Source organism: Niastella caeni, assembly GCF_004834005.1.
Classification (GTDB): Bacteria; Bacteroidota; Bacteroidia; order Chitinophagales; family Chitinophagaceae; genus Niastella; species Niastella caeni.
The window spans coordinates 302,192-326,879 of record NZ_STFF01000004.1 but is presented as its reverse complement, the minus strand read 5'-3'; the positions used below and the strand labels follow the sequence as shown (position 1 = coordinate 326,879).

The 24,688-nt window shown below is 37.8% G+C and carries 24 protein-coding genes and 1 pseudogene; 13 read left to right on the top strand and 12 right to left on the bottom strand.

All coding sequences use genetic code 11. The features are described 5' to 3' along the window. Nucleotides 1-70: 70 nt before the first annotated feature. From FAM09_RS16285 to FAM09_RS16275, 3 genes are all read right to left on the bottom strand, one after another. Complete coding sequence (locus FAM09_RS16285; protein ID WP_166437179.1) at nt 71-1,201, bottom strand: acyltransferase family protein; 1,131 nt, start codon at nt 1,199-1,201, stop codon at nt 71-73. Nucleotides 1,202-1,446: 245 nt separating this feature from the next. Then, nucleotides 1,447-2,169 (bottom strand): LytR/AlgR family response regulator transcription factor, encoded by a 723-nt coding sequence (locus FAM09_RS16280; RefSeq protein ID WP_136578190.1) that lies wholly within the window; start codon nt 2,167-2,169, stop codon nt 1,447-1,449. Then, a complete protein-coding gene (locus tag FAM09_RS16275) occupies nt 2,150-3,217 on the bottom strand; it encodes a sensor histidine kinase (protein ID WP_136578189.1) in 1,068 nt (355 codons plus the stop codon). Before FAM09_RS16275 ends, FAM09_RS16280 begins: the two co-directional genes overlap by 20 nt. 349 nt (nt 3,218-3,566) lie before the next feature. Between FAM09_RS16275 and FAM09_RS16270 the strand changes: the two genes are divergently transcribed. The 3 genes from FAM09_RS16270 to FAM09_RS16260 all read left to right on the top strand — a co-directional run bounded on the left by FAM09_RS16270 (nt 3,567) and on the right by FAM09_RS16260 (nt 7,132). Beyond that, nucleotides 3,567-5,942, top strand: a complete 2,376-nt coding sequence (locus FAM09_RS16270) for a TonB-dependent receptor (RefSeq protein ID WP_136578188.1) — start codon at nt 3,567-3,569, stop codon at nt 5,940-5,942. A 31-nt stretch (nt 5,943-5,973) separates the two neighbouring features. Beyond that, nucleotides 5,974-6,795: a DUF4249 domain-containing protein gene (locus FAM09_RS16265; RefSeq protein ID WP_136578187.1), complete on the top strand. Its 822-nt coding sequence runs from the start codon at nt 5,974-5,976 to the stop codon at nt 6,793-6,795. 184 nt (nt 6,796-6,979) lie between these two features. Then, a complete protein-coding gene (locus FAM09_RS16260; protein ID WP_136578186.1) occupies nt 6,980-7,132 on the top strand; it encodes a HAMP domain-containing histidine kinase in 153 nt (50 codons plus the stop codon). A 5-nt stretch (nt 7,133-7,137) separates the two neighbouring features. Here the strand turns inward: FAM09_RS16260 and FAM09_RS16255 are convergent, their stop codons facing one another. After that, complete coding sequence (locus FAM09_RS16255) at nt 7,138-7,698, bottom strand: helix-turn-helix domain-containing protein (RefSeq protein ID WP_136578185.1); 561 nt, start codon at nt 7,696-7,698, stop codon at nt 7,138-7,140. A gap of 337 nt (nt 7,699-8,035) precedes the next feature. Between FAM09_RS16255 and FAM09_RS16250 the strand changes: the two genes are divergently transcribed. Next, nucleotides 8,036-8,431: a hypothetical protein gene (locus tag FAM09_RS16250; protein WP_136578184.1), complete on the top strand. Its 396-nt coding sequence runs from the start codon at nt 8,036-8,038 to the stop codon at nt 8,429-8,431. Nucleotides 8,432-8,481: 50 nt separating this feature from the next. On the opposite strand, the gene FAM09_RS16245 is transcribed toward FAM09_RS16250, so the two are convergent. Next, nucleotides 8,482-9,363, bottom strand: coding sequence for an alpha/beta hydrolase fold domain-containing protein (locus FAM09_RS16245; protein ID WP_136578183.1), 882 nt, complete (start codon nt 9,361-9,363; stop codon nt 8,482-8,484). Between the two features lie 84 nt (nt 9,364-9,447). Between FAM09_RS16245 and FAM09_RS16240 the strand changes: the two genes are divergently transcribed. Both FAM09_RS16240 and FAM09_RS16235 read left to right on the top strand, forming a co-directional pair. After that, a complete protein-coding gene (locus tag FAM09_RS16240; protein WP_136578182.1) occupies nt 9,448-10,737 on the top strand; it encodes a hypothetical protein in 1,290 nt (429 codons plus the stop codon). 5 nt (nt 10,738-10,742) lie between these two features. After that, nucleotides 10,743-11,441: a DUF6320 domain-containing protein gene (locus FAM09_RS16235; protein ID WP_136578181.1), complete on the top strand. Its 699-nt coding sequence runs from the start codon at nt 10,743-10,745 to the stop codon at nt 11,439-11,441. 169 nt (nt 11,442-11,610) lie between these two features. On the opposite strand, the gene FAM09_RS31260 is transcribed toward FAM09_RS16235, so the two are convergent. The 4 genes from FAM09_RS31260 to FAM09_RS16215 all read right to left on the bottom strand — a co-directional run bounded on the left by FAM09_RS31260 (nt 11,611) and on the right by FAM09_RS16215 (nt 12,957). Further along, nucleotides 11,611-11,859 (bottom strand): lmo0937 family membrane protein, encoded by a 249-nt coding sequence (locus FAM09_RS31260; RefSeq protein WP_243751687.1) that lies wholly within the window; start codon nt 11,857-11,859, stop codon nt 11,611-11,613. Nucleotides 11,860-11,979: 120 nt separating this feature from the next. Beyond that, the gene (locus tag FAM09_RS16225; protein ID WP_136578180.1) at nt 11,980-12,345 is read right to left on the bottom strand and encodes a cupin domain-containing protein; all 366 of its coding nucleotides are present in this window, start codon (nt 12,343-12,345) and stop codon (nt 11,980-11,982) included. A 260-nt stretch (nt 12,346-12,605) separates the two neighbouring features. Then, a complete protein-coding gene (locus FAM09_RS16220; protein WP_136578179.1) occupies nt 12,606-12,758 on the bottom strand; it encodes a lmo0937 family membrane protein in 153 nt (50 codons plus the stop codon). A 10-nt stretch (nt 12,759-12,768) separates the two neighbouring features. Beyond that, on the bottom strand, nt 12,769-12,957 hold the full coding sequence (locus FAM09_RS16215) for a CsbD family protein (protein ID WP_136578178.1): 189 nt from the start codon (nt 12,955-12,957) through the stop codon (nt 12,769-12,771). A gap of 303 nt (nt 12,958-13,260) precedes the next feature. Between FAM09_RS16215 and FAM09_RS16210 the strand changes: the two genes are divergently transcribed. From FAM09_RS16210 to FAM09_RS16200, 3 genes are all read left to right on the top strand, one after another. Continuing rightward, nucleotides 13,261-13,704, top strand: coding sequence for a hypothetical protein (locus FAM09_RS16210; protein ID WP_136578177.1), 444 nt, complete (start codon nt 13,261-13,263; stop codon nt 13,702-13,704). Nucleotides 13,705-13,859: 155 nt separating this feature from the next. Beyond that, nucleotides 13,860-14,159 carry a hypothetical protein gene (locus FAM09_RS16205; protein WP_136578176.1) on the top strand — a complete coding sequence of 100 codons (300 nt, stop codon included), beginning with the start codon at nt 13,860-13,862 and terminating at the stop codon, nt 14,157-14,159. Nucleotides 14,160-14,332: 173 nt separating this feature from the next. Next, entirely contained in the window at nt 14,333-14,668 is a 336-nt protein-coding gene (locus tag FAM09_RS16200; RefSeq protein ID WP_136578175.1) for a hypothetical protein, read from the top strand. Between the two features lie 3 nt (nt 14,669-14,671). Here the strand turns inward: FAM09_RS16200 and FAM09_RS16195 are convergent, their stop codons facing one another. Both FAM09_RS16195 and FAM09_RS16190 read right to left on the bottom strand, forming a co-directional pair. Next, nucleotides 14,672-15,568 carry a bestrophin family protein gene (locus tag FAM09_RS16195; protein ID WP_136578174.1) on the bottom strand — a complete coding sequence of 299 codons (897 nt, stop codon included), beginning with the start codon at nt 15,566-15,568 and terminating at the stop codon, nt 14,672-14,674. Between the two features lie 130 nt (nt 15,569-15,698). Continuing rightward, nucleotides 15,699-16,793 (bottom strand): AI-2E family transporter, encoded by a 1,095-nt coding sequence (locus FAM09_RS16190; RefSeq protein ID WP_136578173.1) that lies wholly within the window; start codon nt 16,791-16,793, stop codon nt 15,699-15,701. 202 nt (nt 16,794-16,995) lie between these two features. On the opposite strand from FAM09_RS16190, the pseudogene FAM09_RS31585 reads away from it, so the two are divergent. From FAM09_RS31585 to FAM09_RS16175, 3 genes and pseudogenes are all read left to right on the top strand, one after another. Then, nucleotides 16,996-17,175 (top strand): annotated as a pseudogene (locus FAM09_RS31585) (GNAT family N-acetyltransferase); the annotation flags it as partial. 271 nt (nt 17,176-17,446) lie between these two features. After that, the gene (locus FAM09_RS16180; protein ID WP_136578171.1) at nt 17,447-18,787 is read left to right on the top strand and encodes a hypothetical protein; all 1,341 of its coding nucleotides are present in this window, start codon (nt 17,447-17,449) and stop codon (nt 18,785-18,787) included. 371 nt (nt 18,788-19,158) lie between these two features. Then, nucleotides 19,159-20,868 carry a hypothetical protein gene (locus FAM09_RS16175; RefSeq protein WP_136578170.1) on the top strand — a complete coding sequence of 570 codons (1,710 nt, stop codon included), beginning with the start codon at nt 19,159-19,161 and terminating at the stop codon, nt 20,866-20,868. A 91-nt stretch (nt 20,869-20,959) separates the two neighbouring features. Here FAM09_RS16175 and FAM09_RS16170 read toward each other — a convergent pair whose 3' ends face one another. Beyond that, nucleotides 20,960-23,353: an ABC transporter permease gene (locus FAM09_RS16170; RefSeq protein ID WP_136578169.1), complete on the bottom strand. Its 2,394-nt coding sequence runs from the start codon at nt 23,351-23,353 to the stop codon at nt 20,960-20,962. 346 nt (nt 23,354-23,699) lie between these two features. Between FAM09_RS16170 and FAM09_RS16165 the strand changes: the two genes are divergently transcribed. Beyond that, nucleotides 23,700-24,482: an IS110 family transposase gene (locus FAM09_RS16165; protein ID WP_136578168.1), complete on the top strand. Its 783-nt coding sequence runs from the start codon at nt 23,700-23,702 to the stop codon at nt 24,480-24,482. Nucleotides 24,483-24,688 lie beyond the last annotated feature (206 nt).

Below are 24,688 nucleotides of genomic sequence, written 5' to 3'. Positions count from 1 at the left end.
AGCGTTACCTGCCTGGCACCATTCAGTGACCTGCCAACGAAATAAAGAAATGTTGTAAGACAAACATTGTTTAATCTCTTGATCGAATTAATGTAAACTTCTTTTTAAGCCGTAAGAATGGTTTCTCAAAAAAACTATATGATAACATGGCGATAACGACAGTTACAACGAAAGCAATTATGAAACCCACATTGTTTCGCCACTCATGCGCACCGATCAATTTACTAAAAGCATCCAGTTCTTTCTTATATATATGATATACAAACCAAAATATCGTTATATGGAAAACGTACAAACCATAAGATATACGACCGAGGTAGGCCAAAACCCGGGGCATGTACTTTTCTTCGGCGCCATACAAAGACAAAAAGAAAAATATTACTCCTGAAAGAATCAGCCACCAACCAGTAATTGCCTGCAGGATTGTTGAAAGATGTGGCGCGTCTGCATGAACTTCACAAGCAATGGATGCGATTAACCAACACACTATTCCTCCAACGAACATCGCAATTCGCACCATCACAGGCCATTTAGGTTGCCACCCCTTCATGTAAAGGGAGAAAAGGATACCTGCTGCAAAAAATTGAAATTGCACAAAGCTATTCGTCCATTCGCCGCTAAATCCTTTCGTGGGCCTTTGCGCATAATAAATGATAGCTGCATATGCTATGAACAGTGCCAGATAAGAAAAAATGAGCAATCCCCGTTTGCCTGTAAAAAAGAGAATCAAAGGTAGCAAAATGTAAAGTTGTTCTTCTACAGAAACACTCCAAAGCGGATTAATGGGATAAGATGCAAGCCATCCCTTAAATGTAATATACCAATTACCGGAAAAAAAGCTAAATGCAAACTGTGTGTCGGAAGAAATTTGTCCAAACTTATCTGAAAACTTTGTAACTATAACCATTACAAAAAAGAAAGTGAAATACAATGGCCAAATACGTAGTATTCGTCGTATATAAAATGACTTAACACTAATTCTTCCAAATAATTCCTGCTCCTTAGTAAGCAATTCAGTAATTAAGAAAGCACTCAGAAAGAAGAACAGCGGAACCCCGAAAACACCAACGAGGCTAAGATGATAGCCCCAATAATATTCTGCCTGATCGATAGGCGCAAGATCCAATCTGTGTGTAAAAAAAACGAAAAGAAATGCGCAAAAACGAAGGATATCCAGTTCTGGCTTATAATACCTTGTCATTATCATTACTTAATTAAGCGCCAAATCTACCTTGAACCTGGGATAAAAAAGTATCCGTTTGTTGCAGATCAGGGGTTAAAATGATTCAACAGCCAGGTATTTTATGGCTTTTTGGTGAGGTATTTCTTATTGTTGTACTGCTTTATGCCCGTACCGATGTGGGCAATGCTTACCGGTGGGATGCAGCATCCAACACCAGGGTGCAGAAGGACTATATGTTAAAGAAAATGCAAAGCCCCCTTTTATTACTTATTCAAAATCTTTTTGGTTATAAATTCATTAAAAAAGAAATCCCTGTAAATATTGCCAATCGGTATTTCGTTTTTTCCCATATATATGGTATTGTTATCTACAGAATCTATTTTATTTACATTGATTATATAAGATTTGCTGACTCTGACAAAGAAATTTTTTGGAAGCAAATCATTAATAGTTTTAATATTCATCAGCGTAATCACTTTTTGATTTTCTAAATAAATAACCACATAATCTTTTAAACCTTCGATAAAAAGAATGTCACTAAAATGTACTTTGAACATTCTTCGGTCTGCCTTTACGAAAATATAATCATCGGTTATGTTTTCTATATTACTGTTTGTATAATCATTATGAAATAATTTGCAATACGTCTGTGCCTTTTCAACAGCTTTTTGAAAGCGCTCTAATTTTACAGGTTTGATCAAATAGTCAATAGCGTCTACTTCATAACTCTCAGAAGCAAATTCATGAAAAGCGGTAGTAAACACCACTAAAGTTTTTTTAGGAATAGTTCTGGCAAATTCAATTCCATTCACTCCCGGCATTTGAATATCAAGAAATACTAAATCAACCGCATTTTTTGCCAGAAATTCTCTTGTAGCATCTGCGCCATTAAATGAAGCTATAGACTCCAGATTTTCTGTCTGAGAAACCAGTTTCTGGATTGCTTTTCTTGCTAATGGTTCATCATCAACTATTATGCAGTTCATTTTGGTATTTTAAAGTTAAGGTAACGCAGTACGTTTCCGAATTGTCTTCTATTTTCAGATCATGTGAAGAAGGGAACAGGAGGTCTAATCTTCTTTTAATATTGGCCAGACCTAATCCTCCGGATTTATTAACTGCTTTTACAACGGGTTTAGAGTTTATGCATTTGAAAAAAAGCTCAGTAGGACGAACATCGAAAAACAAATTTACATAGGATAATTTCGCTGAGTCATTATTGTGTTTTACAGCATTTTCGACAAATGAAATAAATAATAAGGGAGGAACCTGAACACCGCTCAATTCACCTTCTTTGGATATTAAAAAATTAAAATTATCCCGTCTAACTTTTTCCAGGTTTAAAAAATCTTCTAAAAAATGGATTTCTGAAGTTAATAAAACTTTATCTCTCGAGCTGTCATAAAGCTGATAACGAAGCAGGTCACTTAGTTTCACCAAAACCTGCGAAGCTTTTTTAGGATCATCTTCAATCAAAACATTGGCATTATTAAGCATATTAAAAAGGAAATGCGGATTGATCTGATTCTTGAGCTGTTCCAGTTCGGCATTGGTTTTTGCCAGGTCAAGATCATGGATCAGTCGCGCATCAGAGATCCACTGCTGGAATAATTTAACTGCCGCAGATGCAATAATAAGCATCATGATCATAAAGGAAAAGGTAAAAAAGCTGATACTGTCATCCTCGTAAGGAAGTAAATAAGGTTTAAAATAAAAAGAAAAAACTTCATGAACGTAAAACGAAAGGATCATGCCTGAAAGCACAAAAAGACCATAACTCAGGTATCTTTTCCTAAACAAAAATTTAGGTACAAAAAAATACATATTACCGTAGGTCAATAAAATTATCTGAAAAAAAATGACCAGCCGATTATAGGTTTCGAAAGGTTCTACATAGTCCGCCGGACTATAATATAAAACAACAATACAAAATGCGATCGATAACAAATGACGTTGAAACCGGTATTTTTCTGAAATGATCAACTGAATCATCCAATTGGCAACCATGGTTTTTCTGTGTAAAGTTTTATTCATAAACCCATTTTAGGTTTCCCGCAAATTAGCAATACGCAAAGAATATAAATCCTTTACTATACAAAAGCACATTAATTATATACCAAAATAAGATTTATAGGTGGTAAACCTTTTCTAAAAGCTAAATAATAACATACAAGCCCCCAAAAAGATATTTCAATCCACATCTCTCCAAAACGTTTAAAAAATAGCACATAAAAATAGAGGCCGGTTAGTGTACGATTTATTTTACTAGATGTAAAGGCTGCTTTAATATATAAAGTAAGGCATTTTGTATAGATAAAATATGCGGGTTCAGCAAAAATCTACTTTAGCTGAAAATCGTAACATTTAACTCTAAACATTAAAAATGAGAAGCAGAATCCTATCCCTGCTGGTACTCTTTTTTGCCTTTTCAGGCGATGCGTATTCACAGGAAAAAGTTACTCTTAGCGGCACAATATCTAATAAGTCTAATACCGAAACACTAATTGGCGTAACTATTTACATTTCAGAAGCGAAAGTAGGTGTTACTACCAATTCTTACGGATTTTATACCACGACATTGCCAAAAGGGACTTACACCGTTATCATAAGCCACGTAGGTTTTGATAATATAGAAGAAACTATCACGCTGATCGAAAACACAAAAAGGAACTTTGGGATGACAGAAAGCAGTAAAACATTGGGTGAAGTTGTAATTAAAAGCAATACAACAAAAGAGAACATCCGAAAACCTGAAATGAGCACCAATAAACTGTCTATTGCCACGATAAAAAAGATGCCGGCCGTTCTGGGTGAAGTAGATGTCTTAAAATCGATCTTACAGCTTCCCGGGGTTACCAATGCGCAGGAAGGCGCATCGGGATTTAATGTCAGGGGCGGTTCTGTTGATGGAAATCTTGTATTGCTTGATGAAGCCGTGGTTTATAATACCTCGCATTTATTCGGATTCTTTTCTGTTTTCAACGCTGATGTAATCAAAGATCTAAAACTTTACAAAGGAGGTATTCCCGCTAATTTTGGCGGACGTATATCATCAGTACTGGATATTTATCAAAAAGAAGGAAACAACAAGGAGTATCATGCTAACGCGGGTATCGGATTAATATCAAGCCGGTTGCTTGTTGAAGGTCCTATTGTTAAAGAAAAAAGTTCTTTTGTGGTTGCGGGAAGAGGATCTTACGCACATCTTTTTTTGAAAATGGCAAATGAACCAAATTCAGCCTATTTCTACGATCTGAACACCAAGTTTAATTACAAATTCAATGATAAAAATAATGTTTTTGTATCAGGATATTTTGGTAACGACAACATGAATTTTAATAACAGTTTTATTAACGTCTACGGTAATAAACTTTTTAATATAAGATGGAACCATATATTCTCAGATAAGATCTTCTCTAATGCATCTGCCATTTACAGTGATTATGACTACCGGATCAAAGTAAAATCCGCTGGTCTTGACTGGAAAGCAGAGGTAAAAAATTACAATTTTAAATTTGATTTTAAACATTATTTGTCAAATGACCTGACTTTAAATTATGGTGTAAATTCAATTTACTACAAGTTTAATCCTGGAACGATCAGGCCGTTTGGAGAGCGTTCAGCTATCAATCCGGACCAGTTGGCCCAAAAATATGCTTTTGAAAATGCCGTATATATCAGTGCTGATCAAAACCTTTCCGAAAAATTATCACTGAAATATGGACTTCGCTACAGTAACTTTCAAAGACTAGGGGCGCAGGAAGTGTACACTTACGCCAATAATCAGCCGGTTGTTTTCAATAAGGAGCTTCATATTTATGAAGAGGCTACTCCAACAGGAACAATAAACTACAGGAAAAACAAAAAGATAGCCAGTTTTGACAACTTTGAACCAAGACTTGCCATTGCTTATTCGTTAAACAATGACCAATCTATCAAGGCCAGTTACAATAGAATGAGCCAATATGTTCATTTAATTTCCAATACTGCTTCTGCAAGCCCGCTTGATATATGGGCGCCATCTGACCAATACCTTAAACCGGAAATTTTAGATCAGGTAGCACTGGGGTACTTTCACAATTTTAAAAACGGTAAATATTCTTTGGAAGCTGAAACTTTCTATAAAAAAATAAAAAACAAAGCAGACTATATTGACGGCGCAGATCTACTTGGAATAGATGCAGTAGAAACCGTGCTTTTAAACGGCGAAGGAAGAGCATATGGTTTGGAAATGATGTTCAAAAAAAATACAGGAAAGCTGACGGGCTGGGTTTCCTATACTATTTCTAAAGCACAACAAAGGACACCAGGCAGAAATGCAGATGAACCGGGTATAAATAACGGAGAATGGTACAGGGCAAATTATGACAAATTGCATAATTTATCTGTTACGGGCGCTTATGCTTTAACTCCGAAATGGTCGTTTGGGGCTATTCTAAATTTCCAGAGCGGAAAAGCAGCAACATTTCCTAATGGAAAATACCAATATCATGGTATTACTGTTGCGAGTTATGGTGCAAGAAATGAAAATTCCTTATCTGCATACCACCGTTTAGATGTGTCTGCTACTTATACTCCTAAACCCGACAGGAAACAAGGATGGCAGGGTGAATGGAATTTCAGTATCTACAATCTTTACAACAGAAGCAATGCAGCATCGTACGCTTTTAGACAGAATGAAGATACGGGAACAAATGAGACAAGAAGAATATCCATTTTCGGTATTGTTCCCAGTGTAACCTACAACGTAAAATTTTAAAAACAACTCACCTATTTATAAAAAGACAAAAATGAAACTACTACAAAAAATTATAATTATATCCGCTGCACTGTTTGTGACAGGATGCGAAAAGGTTACTACTGTGGATCTTAAGACTGCATCGCCAAGATTGGTTATAGATGCGTCTATAGACTGGGTAAAAAATACAGCAGGCAATAAACAAAAGATTGTATTGTCGACAACAACAGGTTATTACAGCCCCGAATTTCCGAGCGTCTCCGGAGCAGTAATTACTGTAACTAACTCGTCAAATACAGTTTTTGAATTTGTAGAAACTCCCGGAACAGGGCAATATATTTGCAGCAATTTCCTTCCTGTTATCGGCCAGACTTATAACTTAAAAATTGTTTTAAATGGGCAAACCTATACTGCATCGGAAACATTTACCGCTGTTCCTGAAATTGAAGATAATATTGATCAGAACAACAAAGGAGGGGAGGCCGGTGATCAAATTGAAATGACTTTTTACTATAAGGATGATGCAAATGAGGTAAATTCCTATCTAACCAGAGTTACCCAGCCTTACACAGCGTTCCCGGAGATTGAAATTGAAGATGATGAACATAGTAATGGTAATGTAATGCAGGAGTCTTATTCGCATGAAAAGTTAAAAGCAGGGGATAAGATAGACATACAACTTTACGGAATTTCAAAAAGCTATTACAATTACATGTTCAAATTAATACAGGCTTCTGGTAATGATGGCAACCCTTTCCCTACAACACCAAGTACTGTCCGCGGTAATATTGTCAATCAGACCGATAGCAAAAATTACGCTTTGGGCTATTTCAGACTTGCAGAAATGGCTACTAAAAGCTATACGATTAAGTAATTAAGTTTTGTGCGTGTAATAAAAATCGCAATTATTCTCTACATCAAAGAAGAGCCGTTAATGACATAAGCCGAAAAAATTGATTAGTCAGTTACGCGGCCCCCATTAAAATACAGGCAAAAGCGACAACGTGATGTTTGCAAAAGGTGTAGTACTCAGATTATTATTGATAAAATAATTATTAGTGTTTTTATATCGCTCATACATCCTCGATAACACGGGTGTCATTATTCCGCTCAATATCTCTGCCGCCATTATCAGGCAACATATGGGCACAATTGGCGTCGAAAGCTTGCCGGGCAATGGCACCACGTTTTATTTTACATTGCCACCGTAAACAGGTTATAAATCGTCTAACATGGAGCGTCGTTTGTACTTAAGCTGTTTGAAATGCGAAGGAGTGAGACCGGTTACTTTCTTAAACTGAGCCGAAAGATGCGCCACACTGCTGTAATGCATCCTGTAAGCGATTTCCGTAAGATTCAATTCATCATATACGAGTAATTCCTTTACCCGTTCTATTTTGTGAGCGATTAAAAACTGTTCAATCGTAGTGCCCTGCACTTCTGAAAAAAGATTGGCAAGATAGGTGTAATCGTAGTTTAATTTCTGGCTTAGAAATTCAGAAAAATTTATGGCCAATGGTTCCTCTGAATAATGCACCAATTCAATAATAACATTCTTTATCTTCTGTATCAATACACTCTTTTTGTCGTCCATTAATTCAAGGCCCGATTTTAACAACGCTGTCCTGATCTGATCATGTTGTTCGGCTGAAATATTCTCCAAAACTTCTGCCTCACCTAACTCCACTGAAATAAAATGCAACCCTAACTTTGACAACTCCTCTTTCACTACCATCTTGCAGCGGATACAAACCATATTTTTAATGTATAGTTTCAAAGAAGAATATTTGTTTAATTAGCCCCGGTATGCATATATGCCAGCATTATAGTGATCTGGTAGCCGGAAATGACGGGTGTCCCGACTTAAATGTACGTAAAAACTTCCTTATTGCCCTATTAATCCGGATGCCTGCAAATGTGTGAATGATATAACATAATTATCAAATTATATAACAGTTGTTTGAGCTAATAGATTCAGATTTACATCATGTTGTATGGGATAGGGTAGGGCCGAACGGCAAAACTATTTATATTGACAAGCATTCAAAATATTGGATCGATAAGAAAGCGGAGAAGTTCGACCCACTCCATTACCTACTTTTAAAACATAAATAATGGTAATAATTGAGGAATTCAGGATTGGTAATTATCTTTTGGTAGATAATATACTTCGCAGGGTATGTTGCTTAGAAAATCGAGAAAGAAATACAGAGGATAAACTAATAGGCTTTGAAAACGACGATAATGGTTGTGAATTTGAAAATGCAAAATCTGAAAGGTTTGAACGTGTAAAAATAAATGACCAGATCTTGCAGAACCTGGGATTCAGTTATCATACCTATTTCAAATTATGGCAACGCAAAAGGCCCGAAAGAACCTATTCTATTGAGTTGGATGCTGACTACTTTCCTTTAGACTTTTCGCATCAACCTATTGTAAAGAATATGTTATATCTACATCAGTTGCAGAATCTCTTCTTTATTATTCAGGGTGAAGAATTGAGCTTTTAATGAGTAGTTAAGCCAGCAATCAACATGTTAAGCTGAAATATATCTGTCTGTTAGGTTATAAGACCGATGATTTCCTCTTTAGCCTTTTTTGATTCAGGGAAATTTAAAAACATCCAGTCGTGGAACATATTCTCATATTCCTGATAATTGATATCGATTTCTTTTTGATCTGCCAGTGCCTTTAATTTTCTCGTATCGGCTACAAGGATATCTTTTGTGCCAATAAAAACGGATATTTTTCCGAGTCCTTCAAACGACCCATAAATCGGGCTTAATAAATAGTGATCAGGGCTTTCATCCCCCGCATATTTCTTTCCTGCCTGCCGAAGCCCTTCTATGCCTAGAAAAGGCTCAAAGCCGTTCACCTCATGTATACCCGGGTTGCTAAGTGTTATATCAAGCCAGGGTGATAATAGGATAATTTGACATGGTTGAACTACATGTTCCTGCTTTAATTTTTGAGCCAGGGCCAGGGCAAATCCGCCACCCGATGAATCGCCCATTAGAATAAGGTGACGATTGTCTTCCGCAGCAATCAATTGGTGGTAAAGAACCGAAGCTAAAGTAAAGGATTCCTTATAAGTATGGTCTGGCGCCAATGGATAATCAGGCGCTGTAACAATGCAGCCTGTTTTGTTTACCAATTCAGCCAGAAACTCCCAATGAAAAATAACAAAGGTTTGCACATAGGCCCCTCCGTGCAAATAAAGAATGTGTTTGCCATTTTCCTTTTTGTTTTTAGGTCTTAACGTAAACACATGCCGGTTATTTATCTGAAATTCGCGAACGTGACAGGATCGTTTGATTTTAGATGGTGGTTTTGGACAACTGAACAAACCTGATCTGCCGGACGCAAATTGCTTTCTGAGAAATCTTTTTTTATTGATGATGCTCAGGAGAAGATTGATTAATTTGCTTTTTGCACTTGCCACAACTTAATAGTTAATAAATCTGAAATTTGTAAAAAGGATGATGAGATCCGGCCCTCTGGTGAAGGTACATACAATAACCCAGCTATGACGGACAATATTCAGCATACGAACGATTTCTGGCTCCGGCTTGATAATGCTGCCAAAATTTATCCGGCTGTAAAAGACAGGGAACTCACCACTGTTTTCAGAATTTCAGTTGAATTAAAGGAACGGGTCAAAGTAAAACAACTTTTAGAATCTGTTCATGCCATTGAAGAACGTTTCCCCTATTATAAGGTAAAATTAAAAGCCGGGTTTTTCTGGTATTACCTGGAACCTGACCAGGCTCCAATCATGGTAGCAGCCGACAAGGGATTGCCCTGCAGATCATTTAAGAAACATGAACTAATGTTCAGGGTGCTGGCAAAGGAAAATATGATCAGTGTAGAGTTTTCTCACATTCTGACAGATGGAACCGGTGCATTTGAATTTTTAAAAACCCTCTTGCTCGTTTATCTGCAAAGATGCGGGTTGCCTGTTCCTGAAAGCCTTCCCTTTTACCGGGCTGAGGAAATACCGTCAAAAGAAGAGTATGAAGACGCATTCAACAGGTATTTTAAAAGGATCGATACGCATTCCTTGAAAATAGCGAAGGCGTTTCATGTCCCGTTCCCGCTACATCAGGTGCCAAGGTTGGGAATATTGACTGCCATCGTGCCACTTGATGATATTAAGAATAAAGCAAAAGAACACCAGGTAAGCATTACAGAATATCTTGTTGCAGTGTATGTTCATTCTCTGCAGCAAATTTATGAGCAGCGATCTCCCTTGCATAAACGCATAGCCAATAAAATTATACGCATCCAGGTTCCGGTTAACCTGCGCAGGATATTCCCTTCTCTTACTATGCGAAATTTCTCACTATATGTATTGCCCGGGATCGATCTTCGGCTGGGCCATTATACATTTGAAGAGATAGTGAAATCAGTTTACCACCAGGTGCAGCTTGAAACAGATAAAAAACTGATTAGTAAAATGATCTCACGAAATGTAAGCGGTGAAAAAAGTGCATTCATTAAACGGATCCCGCTTTTTTTCAAATCTTTCATTTTGGCAAAACTTTATACGATAGGTACACAACAATACAGCGGCGTAGTTACCAACCTTGGAAAAATTGATCTTAACCCGGAAATAAATAACTTTATCGATAAATTTATATTCATTCCGCCTCCGCCCAATAAAATAGTTAAGGTAAACTGTGCGGTAGCAGGTTTTGGTAACAAACTGGCATTGACGTTTGGAAACATTACGACATCAAAAGAACTGGAAAGGCAATTTCTGATGTTTTTAACAAAACAGGGTATATCTGTTAAACTTGCGAAATACCAGCATTAACAATCATGAGTATTTGTAAAAATTGCGGTGTAGAACTGAACGACGATATGCCATACTGCCCTTTATGTGGAGTTGTTGTATCTGATATGGAAAAGGGTATAACAACCGACACAAAAGGCCTGGCAGTATTTAATAGAGCGATGAGCCAACCCCAGAAGAAGTTTACCTGGGAAATCATTTCCATAATACTACTGCCTAGCGCTGCAACCACCTTTATTATTGATGTTATTATAAATGAGCGCATGACCTGGTCTGAATATCCGGTGGCAATTTGTCTTGTCATTTTTTCATATGTATCCCTGTTTGCGTTCTGGCATCAGAAAACAATCATTCAAATAGCTGGTAGCTTTATGCTATCATCTTTCTTTTTGTTTATACTTGATGTTCTCCAGAATGGTATCGCATGGCCAGTTAAACTGGGAGTGCCGTTGCTGTTTGCGGCAAATCTGGTAATAGCTATACTCATCATATTTGTTCGCTCATCAAAATTCAAAGGCATTAACTTGATTGCCTATGCTTTTTTGGGTGCTTCTTTGCTATGTATCTGTATAGAGGGGATATTGTCGATGTTTGAAATGGGAGCAATTTATTTTAAATGGAGTATTATTGTTGCTGCTTGTAATGTTCCTGTTATTCTTATACTGCTTTTTGTTCACTTACGGCTAAAAAAAGGGCGGAGCCTGCAAAAGACTTTCCATATTTGACATTGATTCCGGGATGTAATTTAGTTACAACGATAAATGTGTATGAATTCTATCCATTGTTTCGTTTCTTAATTGGAACGGTTACCAGCAAAGTGCAACCAACTCCTGGTACACTATGAAGGACCAGTTTCTACCAATGTGTGAAGCGAAAAAAAAGCGCTGAAGTGTTCTACAAGGCTTTATTTCCCTTGATAAGGCTTACCAGAATGGCAATAAATGCCATAATAAGCAACAAGTGAAACGCGCCTCCGACATTGTATCCTAAGTATCCCACCAACCATCCAACCATTAGGATAATGCCGGCAATAAAAAATAAATTTCCCATAAAGAAGTTTTTTTTACCACATGAGCCGGTTGAAATACGATAGATAAAACAAGCCCCATGGTAATATGAATGATTAAAAAGCCGATCAGCCATGGATACTAAAAATAAGCATCCACTGAATTTTTTACAGACTGGAAAAACAAATGGTTACTATTATTGAATGTTACTTTAGGCATACGCGTTTTATTAGTTATATAACTCAGACTTTATTTATTACTCGTAACCACTTTTAATCGTAGTCAAAATCATTTTAAACCGCCCGTTAGGTTTTATAAAATTGGGCGAATGAGCAGGTATGATAATTCCCTCGCCTGATTGGAGTAAATTAGTGACGTTGTCAATAACGATCTCGGCCTCGCCTTCAATTATCTGAACAAAAGTGTCAAAAGGGGAAGTTTTCTCCGTTAACCCTTCTCCGCTGTCGAAAGACATTATACTTATGTTTCCGGTTGATTTTTTGATAATTGTTTTGATTACCACTGAATTAGGTACATACTCAATAATTTCAACAATGATGTGTGATTTTGATTTTTCGAGTTCTATATGGTCTATGCGCTGGTTTTTATTTTCTTTATGCATAACTAAAATTTAGTTGACTGAGTCTCATTTCTAAAGTAGCATCATGTGAAGAGTTGTTCGGGGCTTTTATAAAAAAAGGGCCGGGATAAAGATCCAGCCCTGATTTAATCCAATATCCTATGAAAAACCAGAACAAAGATAGCAGTCTGATTTGCCTGCGTATTATACGATTATTTAAATATGTTATACAATTCACACATTATTCATTTAAAACCGGTTATTGCCTGCTTATTAAACTTCACAAACACGCCTGGTGACAACTAAAGCGTTTTCTCCTGCATTAGGCTTAGTAATGCAGCAATAATTGCAGCAACAAGCAGCAAGTGAAAGGCGCCTCCGGCATGAAATCCGAGAAATCCGACTAGCCATCCAACTATGAAGATGAAAGCAACTATATAAAGTATCCCCCTCATAAACTATTTTTTACAGGGATTCGAGAATTTGTTGCCACTCTTCTTTGGTTTTGCCTAGTTTAACCTGAAGGTTTGCCAACATTTCGTTTTTCCTGCCTATCTCAAAAAACAGGTCTTTATCTGTAAGTGCAGGAAATTTCTTCTTCAGTTTTAATTTCTGGTCATTCCAGTTTCCTTTTAATCCTGAGTTAAGTGTCATTTTACGGTAATTTATTTTTTAAAATCTATTGTGTAAAGGTCAACTTGTTTTTAAGGATAATTGTTATATAATTAGATAAATAGATTACATCATTCACACATGTAAGCAAGCGCAATACTTTTTGAGTATCTTTGGCTAAATTTTCCCGGAATATAGTAAGGTTGACACTACAACAGGAATGTTAATTAGCCTCTTCTTTTTTATTCTCCGTAAAGTTTATTCAACGGTTAAGTTATAACATCATGGTTTGTGCTTTGAGTGATGAAATTATCACCTCAAATTTTAAACATTTAAAACTACATTATGCAAAAAGTATTATTATTAACCTCTATTGGTTTGTTGTTTTTTTGTTTGTCTGTATTTGCGCAAAAGGTGAATACTGATTCGCTTTCCTTAGTGTCTGAAATTAGCGCAGACCAATTGAGACTGGGCAAACTGCAAAATCAGCTTGAACAAAAAACAAAAAATAAAGAAGACGCTTCAGCGCAGGCTCAAAAATCTGCGAATGAAAATTCAGCCGCCGCAGATAAATTAAGAGATAATTCTGATAATAAGAAATTGGCTAGAAAAGCCAACAATAAAGCCGGTAATGCCAAGAGCGATTCCAGGAACGCCAGAAGAGAATCAGACAGATTGGATGAATTGAATAAGGACATCCAGCAAGTAAAGAACAGGATAGCTGATAATCAGGTCAAATTAAATAAATACTTACAGAACGGGAGTGCTAATCGCCCATACCCGAGATGACTCAGATTGCAGCCAATGTGTGAATGATATAACTTAATAATCTAATTGTATAACTATTTTTTGAATTAATAGATTCAGCTTTGCATGATGTTGTAATGCGCAATAGTAATAGTACAATTAATCAGATGTAAGAATCATTGCAACACATCAAAATCATGAAAAAGTTAATAGGTATTTCAATCCTGGCCCTGCTGGTCGGATTTTCTTCAGCCAATGCACAGGATACAACTAAAAAAGTAACAACAAAAGTCAAAGAAGGTGCGGTGAAAGCTGGCAACAAAACAGCCGAACTGGCTTCAAAAGGAAAAAATGCTATTACCGACAAAGTTTATAAAGATAAGGAAGGGCCGAATGGTGAAACCATTTATATTGACAAGCATTCAAAATATTATTGGATCGATAAGAAAGGACATAAAGTGCCTATTAGCAAAAATGAATTAAGAAGCAAACAATAGTTTGATATTCGGGCAAACTAATAGAGCCAACGGGAAGCCGTCTTGAATTGAGTTTTGGGGCGGTTTTCTTCCACCTGCATCAAACATTAAAATAGACGGAATAGTCCTAAAACACCCACCCAAAAATTATTTAATGATTTACCCATCAGGGGTTATGTCAACCACACTTTATTATGTCTAACCATTCAATTATCACCATTATTAAGGACAACGAGAAGTTTAGTCCTGAAAACTATCCAAAAGCGTTTCATGAGCTTTCCGTATTAAATCAAGGGATAGCACATATCACCATTTATTTCAAAGTTGAGATCATTATATCTTACTTAAAAAACCACTCACTGAAAACCGATTGGCTTGAAGCCAATCCCGCGCTCTCGCGAATGATCACTTCCGGTTTTTTCAAAACCTCAAATTTGGAATTGTTATTTGAATCCTGTCGTAACAATAAAGCATTCCTTAAGGATTTTGAAGACTGCATTAGTAAGAAACTTTTGGCAGGAAGGAACTAAAGGTTACATTATAAAATAATCGTTTACCTTACTTTCGACCCTGGTTATTTCTTCACTTAATAACTGCCTGATATTTAATTCAATTGTTTTTGCTATATCTGTTACAGGTATATCACTCGGAAGATTTCTGAAAGGATCCTGTAAATGATATGCTATTTTTTCTATACTAAAGAATCCAACAGAAATTAATAACAGCAGAGGTAATACAAAGATATTATTGGTGCCTTTTAAAGAAATTGCCAGTGTTACGACGAAAAGATAAATTATAAAATGAAGAATTAAACGGTATGAAGATGGAAAAACGGTTTTACTGATCCTCTCCGCACCTCCCATTGAATCAGTCATGCGGATAATTGTTTCCTGCAGGTGAATATGACCATGCATATCTATAGCATTATTCGATCGTAATTCTTTTATATCTGCTGCTGTTAATTGCAATATTGCAAGGTTGTAATTATTGTGTTTTGAAATTTGACCCTGATCGGTTTCAGTAATCAAATGATCTAAATTTTCAATCGAATTAAGGCTGCCCCTCAATGTTCTTCCAAGTGAATAACACCATGCGATTTGCCGATAGGAGACTTTCTTAATAATATCAGTGTGATCAGAACTCAGAAAAGATTGTAACTGAATCACGAAACTTCGCGAATCGTTAGCAATTGCACCCCATACTTTCCTGGCCTCCCACCACCTGTCATAAGACTGGTTCATCTTAAAAGAAAGGAGTACTGAAATGGACGTTCCCAGAAAAGCTGGAATGGTAAGCGGCATCTCCGGAAGAAATTCAGTAAATCTTATGGCGCCAAAATGGGTTATTATTCCTACCAGCAGTACTATTATCAATTCATACTTAACAATGCCAATCAAATATTTAAAAGGTAATTTTGATTCAAGTATCATGACTTTTTTATTTTTTTAGTAATTGAATTCTTTTCTGGATTAATCCGGTGCAAACTCTTTAGTTTCCACAATAATGGCATAGGGCTTAGGAATAATTTTCCTCCATACAGGTACGCATATCATTTCATGATCATATTTTTTGTCGGCGCCGGATAGCTGGCATACGCATAGGTTTTTTAGCTGGTCTTTCATCACCTAATAACACGCCCCATTTTTTAAATTGCTCAGTGCGGTCGAATATAATTTTTAAAACCGCCATGATCGGTAAGGCGAGGAACATACCGGAAACGCCCGTCATGGCGCCAGCAATGATAATGCCGATTAAGGAAATAAGCGGATTGAGCTTTACCTGGGAACCAACGATACGGGGCATTAATATATTATTATCGAGGAACTGAACTGCTGCTATAGCACCCAGCACAAACAGGATGTCAACAATACTTTCAGAAGAAGCCAATGTGATCAATACGCCTATAATGTTGCCTATCAATGCGCCGAGGTAGGGAATAAGATTTAAGAAAGCGAAGATAATACCTATTAACAGGGCATGTTTAATACCGAAAACAGCCAGTATTCCCCATAACAGAAGTGTAATATAACAGAGCTGGATCAACAAGCCTAACAGGTATCTTTTACTCATATTTTCAATTTGCCCCGTAACAACTTGTATATTTTCATGTTCTTTGGGCTCAAAACACAGTAAGATGAATTTCATTAAAATACCCCTGTACATCATTAACAGGAAGGTGTAAATGGGCAATAATCCCAGGAATATCAGGGTGCCGGTGGCCGAACCGGCTGCGCCGCTAAATATACTGGCAGCGTAGTTTAAAAGTTTGTTGCTTTGTTGATTCATAAACTCCACTTGTTCTTTGGGTGAGAAATCGAACACCCGGCTGATCCATAAACTCAACTTATTAAGATGGGTGGTTAAATTTTGCTGTATTGTCTGAAAGTCATACAGGAGAAATCTCATCTGATTGTAGAATAACCATACTATTAGTGCCATAACGATGAACATAAATAATATCGGCAAAAAAATAGCTAAACCTTCTGCTAGTCTTAGCCTTCTGAAGAACCGGAATAACGGTAGCAACATAATACTAATGAAAAAGGACATCAACAGGGGCATTATGATAATTTTTCCAATTACAATTATAAACCCAATCAGAAAAAGCCCGAGGAGCTCCAGCGAACGTTTTACGGTGACAGGGATGTCTTTCATATCTATATAAGTTGAAATCATTTACAGGAATGTACGTGTTCAGCGGTATCGCCGAAAGGGATGTCAGTTTAGGGTTGTTATATTTTATATAACTTTTGTGCCAGGAAATAGCTCCATTATAGGCTTTGTTTCAAAATAGGGTAAAAAGACGGTGATAACTAACGTGTTCTTGGCTTTATTTAAGTAATGCCGGAAAGGATGCGCGACTTTGCTGATGAACACGATCATCAAGCAGGCACAGTTTCATTTCTGCATACTCCGCCTGTTTACTTCTAACCAGGCCGCTGCAGCGTTTTACGAGCAGCTTGGGTTTGAACATTTACCTGGTCATAAAGTAAGCCATGTGCTGATCTTGAGCAATTGGATTTGTAGAATGATGTGACCGGGTTTCAAATGGATTCGAACCCCTCTAATATCTTCAAAATGTAAGAATGAAGTTTTTGCTAAGAATGGATTCAAAATATTCAAATTAAAAAACCCTTCAACCTCAACGATCTGTAATGCAGGTCCTTTTTCCCCTTTAAAAAGGTGATTTAACAGTACAGTGGGTAATAGTAGCGTGGGTAATTTACTTACGTTAATGGTAACCCTGAAATAATACATTAGGGTTGCCATGTATGTAATCATTACCATAAATTATTAAAACTTACAACATGACACCGGAAGAAAAATCAACCTCGTATCTCAGCGCCGCAAAATCGCTGTTCGACATCCTGAAACAGGATTACCAGGACAATGGTATTCCCCGTGTTTTTAAAGGTTCAACCAATTATTGGATGGCCGGTAATGTATTCGATACTGCACTCGATTACATGCGGTTGGCGATGGCCAATAATATGATCACGCGACAGGAGGTAGATTCTGTATTGGCGTATGTAAATAAGAATTACGATCGGACGCACCAATCCTATAACGCCACTTATAAATATTACAAAAATGACAACGGTATCCCCGACGGGGAGGTAAATGATTGGCCGGCATCAGCAACAGGCTCCATGTACGACGATTATTGCTGGTGGGGAATAGCCAGTGCCAAGGCTTATTCTTCCGCGTATCAAACAATATTTCAAAATTATACCAGTCAATTTGATGCCATTGCCAGATCATGCTGGAATGTAGTGGAGAACGGCATTAAAGTCGACCAGAGGCCGGCTCAATTTGGCGCGCCCAATGTGTGGGCGAACTGCCCGGAAAAATTTGCGGCCGTAGAGCCCCGTATCACCGGCGGTGCATGGCAATGTGATATTAATGATTGCAGTGATCCTTTTAATTCAAGCCTGGGACCTTTTCAGGATACCGTGATGAACGGACTTTATATGGTTTTTGCATTACGAATGAATAGGACCCTTAATACCAGCGCGCAAATTAGCCGGGAATACAAGTTTCTGGCCACCTGGTGCTTTGGCGATGATATTAAAGAATATGAACGGCTGTTCTATAATATTCCCAATAAGGGTGGACTGGTACAGGAACGGATAGCTACTTACAAAAATGGAAAACCGGTTCCGCCGGAATGGTGGCATTATGTGCATACAGCCTGGTGTGGTGATCAGGGATTGATACTGGGCGCTATGGTGCAATATTATCCTTTCCAACCGTCACTACCTGACGCTATGCGATTGATAAAGGGGATCATGCAGGGGGTTCCTGAAAATATGCAATTGAATTCCATCCTCATGCCCTGGTATCCATTAACCGATAACCCGTTAGAGGGAATTGATAAAGCAGATTACGCATCGGGCGTGGGTGTTTATATGCGTTACCTGTTATATGCCTATAAAAATAGCACTGCCGTTAAAGGATGGGTAGATTCGAATCAGTATGGTATAAAAGGTATGATCCGTAACAATGCCGATGCCTGTGTGGCTGGCAAGTTCCCTGATTATGGCAATGGGATCTTTGATCTGTTCAATAAATTATCGATCCTGATAACCGCTGCCACCATTTTACAGGGAGCAGATGAAGCTGCTGAAGTGGATAATAGCGCTGACTAAAGGCGAAATAAATAACAATCTATACCGAACACAAAGGGTTGGTTTCCGCACTTACTTTCAGGCTCCTTATCCTGCCCGAACATGCGTTGCTGTAAGTGACCTGGTAAAAAGGCAAATGTTGATATTAGTGTAGTTGCGGCAAAATTCCCTTTTGTCGAAACTTCTGCTCGTTCCCCGTCAACGGTTATACGGGAACTCGCTTCTTAATAACATTGTTGAAATTCAGACCCTTAGATATATTATTCCTCTCGTATAATCTTCTACCTGTTTAAATACCTGCTATCAGGTATTTTTTACCGTGAGTTGATTTTCGTATAAGTTTGTATATTTAACAGTACTGTTGCCTTATTCACCTATATAAAACCTTATCAATGGGAATCAAAATTTTGATTATACATGCCAGTCTCCTTTTTTCCATTTTTTCAATTGCCCAGACACCTGTCGTAAAATTTAGTGAAAACGCAAAAGCACCTTCAGACATAACCACCTTTCCCCGCGTCATAGGGTCAGATGGATCAGGTACGTATACCATGCAGCTTTTCTTGAAGAAGTCAATTATAATGACGCGGAACATGATGGGCCTCAGTATGCAACTTTGCAGGTATGATGAACATTTTAAACCAAAGTATGAAATAATCTACAACACGGCAGATGAACTTGAAAATCGTACCGTAGACAACGTTATATTATTGAATAACAAGCTGTATGTTTTTGCAAGCCAGTTTGATAATAAAGAAAAAAGGGGTGAATTGAGCGCTGCCGTCATTGATAAGTTTACCGGTAAGAAAACAAGTTCATGGCACGTGCTGGGAAACTTTGAAAAAGAAAAAGCAAGGGACGAATTTCATCATGCAGTTACTTTATCGGCCGACTCATCCTGCTTTATACTGGCTACCGGCCTGGTAACCGCCAATAGCAATTACCAGATAAAATTACTGGACACCAATTTTCGTGCAGTGGGTGATATTCATTTTGATTATGCAGGCAATTCTTTCGATTTGGATGCCGTTGTAAAATCCGGAAATAAAATATTTATTGCCGGGAAAGAATTTGAGCCGGCCAATAAGAAAAAGAAAAGAGCCTTTAAAAAAGTAGTGCTTTTTAATTACAACACAAATGGAAAAAAAGAAAATGATATTCCTGTAACAAAAGACGGTTTGTATGCTACCAGCCTGAATCTGTTCCCGTTGAACGATAAAATATTGCTGGCAGGGTTCTATACAAAAAGTCCCGGTAATAATGAACTGAACGGCTTATTTACTTATACAATCGATCCTGCAAGTGGCAAGATCATTGAAGGAGATGCCAGGGAATTAAGCAGTTCAATGATCGGTAAAACATTTGACGAAGACGATGATGATGAAAAAGAAAGCCGAAAAACTGAAAAAGCTGTTGAAGCGGAAAATGATGATGATTTTTTAGAACATTATGTATTTACCAATGCCATTCCCGACCCGAACTCACAATCACTGATCCTGTTTGCAGAATACCAGCAGTATATTCAAAGGTCGAGCCATGCAAGTCTGGGCCCGGATCATTCACAGGGAATGACATCTGACAGACGCCAGTTTATATACATCTGTGGAAATATTATCGCGGTAAAAATAAACGCCGCTGCTAAGATCAGCTGGGTAAATATGTTACCTAAAAGACAAATGGAAATGATTGATATAGGTAAATTAAATGGCGGACAGGGCAGCCCCGACTTTTATAGCGCCCCCCGTTTGGGCCAATTTTCGCGGGTGGTGGCTCAACTGCCGTTTTTTTCATCTTTCAACTGTATACAATATGGAAACCAACTGGGATTTGTGCTGAACGATCATTCCGGAAATAGCAGTGTTACATCTGTTAACGATAAAGCAAAAAAAATAGTTAACCTGTACAAAAGTGATTGCTTTTATATAAAGCTTGATATGAATACAGGAAAATTCACCAGGCGCTATTTGTTTTCAAATAATGGAGAACCCACTTCCATGCCCAGGTTTGGCAGGATAAGTAGCAACAAACTATTTATGCCCGCCGTCAAATTCAAATTTCTGGCAAAGCCAGACAGCAAAATGATCAGTGTAGCCCTAAAGTAGGATCAAAAAATAGAAATTCATTTTTAACGCGCCCTGGGAAAATCAAGATTGGAACTAAACAGGAAATGGCAACTTTTCGGACCTTGAAACCTTACTCCGTTCTTAAACTTTTCGCGGGATTAATAATGGCAGCTTTTATTGCCTGGAAACTTACTGTAATTAATGCAATGAATATCGTTGTGCTACAGGTTAGCATTAACATCCACCATTCTATATTAATGCGGTAGGCAAAATCCTGTAGCCATTTGTCCATAATAAACCAGGAAACAGGAATGGCAATTATAGCCGCAACAAATAAAAGTTTTGCAAATTCCCTGCTTAGCAGTATGGTGACAGATTGTACCGTAGCACCCAGCACTTTTCTTACGCCTATCTCTTTCTTGCGCTGTGCTGTGGCGAAAGTTACAAGACCTAATAAACCAAGGCATGCAATGATAAATGCCAGCACAGTAAATGAAAGCGATAGTTGCTCCTGCTTCTGTTCACCCGCATATTGCTTTTGAAAATTCTCATCGAGAAAGTGAAAGTCGGCTGTATTTTTTTTATCAAAACGGGTATAGGTATTTTTCAGATAAGCTATAGCCTGCGCCGTTTTACCCTTTGCCAGCTTTACGTACAGGTTGTCCTTTTCCTTATCATTAGGCGGCATCATCATTACCATTGGTTCAATTTTATGCTGCAATGAATATGCATGAAAATCTTTCACCACCCCAACAATAATCATGTTATTTACGGTACCGGATGGGGTAGGGTACTGCATTTTCTTTCCTATGGCATTGGTATAACCAAGCGTTTTCATCAATGTTTCGTTAATAAGAACGGCATCCTCTTTATCTGTTGATATATCCTTTGAAAAATTTCTTCCCTGAAGTAAATGAATGTCCATTGTCTTTATAAAATCTTCATCTACATACAATTTGTTTGCAAGTTGAGATGATGAATTAATTTCGCCATTCCTTTCGAACCGAAAACCATTTTTATTGAGGTCATTGTTCCCGATAGGGTTGCCCACAACGGCCGCATCTTCAATAAGCCCGTTTTGGAGTAAGTCATGTTTTAGCTCCGATGTTTTGGTGCGTACTTTCATGTCGTCTATATGAAACGTAAGCACTTGCTCTTTGTTAAACCCCAGTTTTTTTTGCGACACATACTGCATTTGCTTATAAATAATGTATGAACCACTGATTAAACAAACTGCGATCACAAACTGAAATACGACAAGCGATTTACGAAGTATTATATTGCCATGCATGCTGCCCAACTGCCCTTTTAAAGATGGTATTAATTTAAAACGGGAAAGAAAGAGGGCAGGGTAACTGCCGCTGATAAAACCCGTGATCAATGCAAAAATGGAAATGCAGGCAATAGTGTTAACCGTGCCAAAATTCCAGATGCCGATATTTTTACCTGAAAGCTGGTTGAAAAAGGGCAAACTAAACTGCACAAGAAAGCAAGCAAGTATTGCTGCAATGAAAGTAACAAGCAACGCTTCTGAAATAAACAGCACAATAAGATGCCTGCGTTCAGAGCCGATCACTTTTCTGATTCCTATTTCTTTTACACGTGTTGAAGCACGTGCAGTAGAAAGATTCATGTAATTGATTAAAGCTATAAGCAATATCAGAATACCAATTACTATAAATGTATAAACACGACTTATACTTCCGTTGTTGCTTAATTCGTAGTCTAAGTTTGAATACAGGTGAATGGAGGTAAGCGGCTGAAGCTCTATATGAAATTGTGTATAATTCAGTTGTTTTGCCAGCTTATTTTCAAAGGATGGCAATTTATTCAGAAGCGAAGTTATATCGCTGCTTTTATTAAGAAGAAGATAAGTATATAGATAAGTATTGTTCCACCCATCCATATTCAAAGCATCGCCAAAGGAACGCAAACCGCTAAATTGCAAATGAGAATTGGCCAGCATATCTTCAATTACACCGGTAACCTTATTGGGATAGCTGTTACTGCCAAACAATATTGTTTGATTAATTGCTTTGGAAGCATCGCCAAAAATTTTTACGGCAAGGGTTTTTGTTATAACAATTGATTGAGGTTGAACAAGGGCAGTTTTGCTATTGCCATATAAAAAATGATAATCGAATAAATTAAGCAACGAATTATCTGCAAAGCAGATATGGTCTTCTTTAATGGTTTTGTCGGCGTATTTAATTACCCCGCCGCCTTCAATATCGATTCTTGCAGCGTCTTCTACTTCAGGAAATGTTATTTTAAAAGCATTGGCAAATGGTGCAGAAGTAGGCACAATATTCATACTTCCGCTTTGCCAGGTTGCATGTTGGGCCACACGAAAAATGCGATTGGCATTGGCAAAGGAGCGATCGTAGCTCATTTCATCGATCACGTATAAGCCAATAAGCCAAAACGTGGCAACCCCGATGGCAATACCGCCAATATTTATTGCAGAATAAACTTTATTATGCTGAAGGTTCCGCCATGCAGTTTTTAAATAATTCCTAAACATAAAGCAGGTTTTAAGGTTTTAGGCCATTGATCAACCGGCCCCAATGGTTATGCCAATTCATTAAGCATTGATGAACAAGGCTTTCAGAAGCACCACGCTTTAAAAACCGTGCGAAAACGGACGGTTAAGTGTACGCATTTGAAGCAAAGTGATTCCCAGGGGGAATAACTATTGAATATCAAAGCGTATTTGCTATAAATAAATAAAGAATTATTCAAAGTGAGTAGGTCTTATGTATGAAAGGGTGCAGAGTCAGGAGGGTTGAGCAGGTGAAAAAAATGGTTCTTGAACTAAAGTGTTAAATTAAAGTGTCAACAAAAATCCAAACACTTAAAACTCAAGAACCATGTGTAAAGTTAGGAAACTGCAGTTTACGGGAGAAACGATCTATTGCGGGCTGGACGCCCACAAGAAGAATTGGAAAATAAACTGCCGGATGGGCGGGATAGAGTTAAGGGGCTTTAGTCAGAACCCCGATGCGTCCTTATTATCAGGGTATTGTAAAAAACATTATCCCGGGGCAAAAGTAAGGGTGGTATATGAAGCGGGATTTTGTGGATTTGGGATACAAAGGTCGCTGGAGGAATTGGGAATATCGTGTATAGTTGTGAATGCAGCCGATGTACCAAGTAGTGACAAGGAACGCAAGCGAAAAGATGACAAGCGGGATGCTCGCAAACTAAGCCGGGAACTATCACAGGGCAACCTGAAGGGCGTTTATATACCGGATATAGAGATGGAACAGGCGCGCACGTTGGTAAGGCAGCGATACCGGCTGGTACAAGATCAAACCATGTGTAAAAATCGCATCAAACATACGCTGATGTTCAGTGGGGTGAAATTGAATTTAGAGAACGAACGCTGGACCCAGAAATATCTGAATGCAATAGAAAAGGCAGACTATAAAACGGAAGCCTTAAAGACGGCCTTGATGAAAGATCCGGCCATGCTGATGAAATACAATGAATACCGAAGGCGAATGGAAAAGAATAAAGCGATAATAAGAATAGGCAAACACCTATTAGGGCGAATAAGGTTTGTATGGAAAAATCAAAAAGAGTATCAAAGAGGCATTGTGGGGCCAGATACGAAAAGCGTTTTGAAGGGCATAGGCTCAGGAATTAAATAAAAAATGCCGGAGGAAAACTCGACCGGCATTGAATAATTCCATCGGCCGGGTTATCCCTACCGGGTTGCTCGCCAGCATTGCCCGGGTATGTTTGGCCACGGCTTATAAAAGTTACGAAACAAATTAGGTTATACAATATATTAAGTTTTTTATGGGCGTCTAATCGTTACACTTCCTTGCAGCGCCTGGATAAAATCAGGAAGACT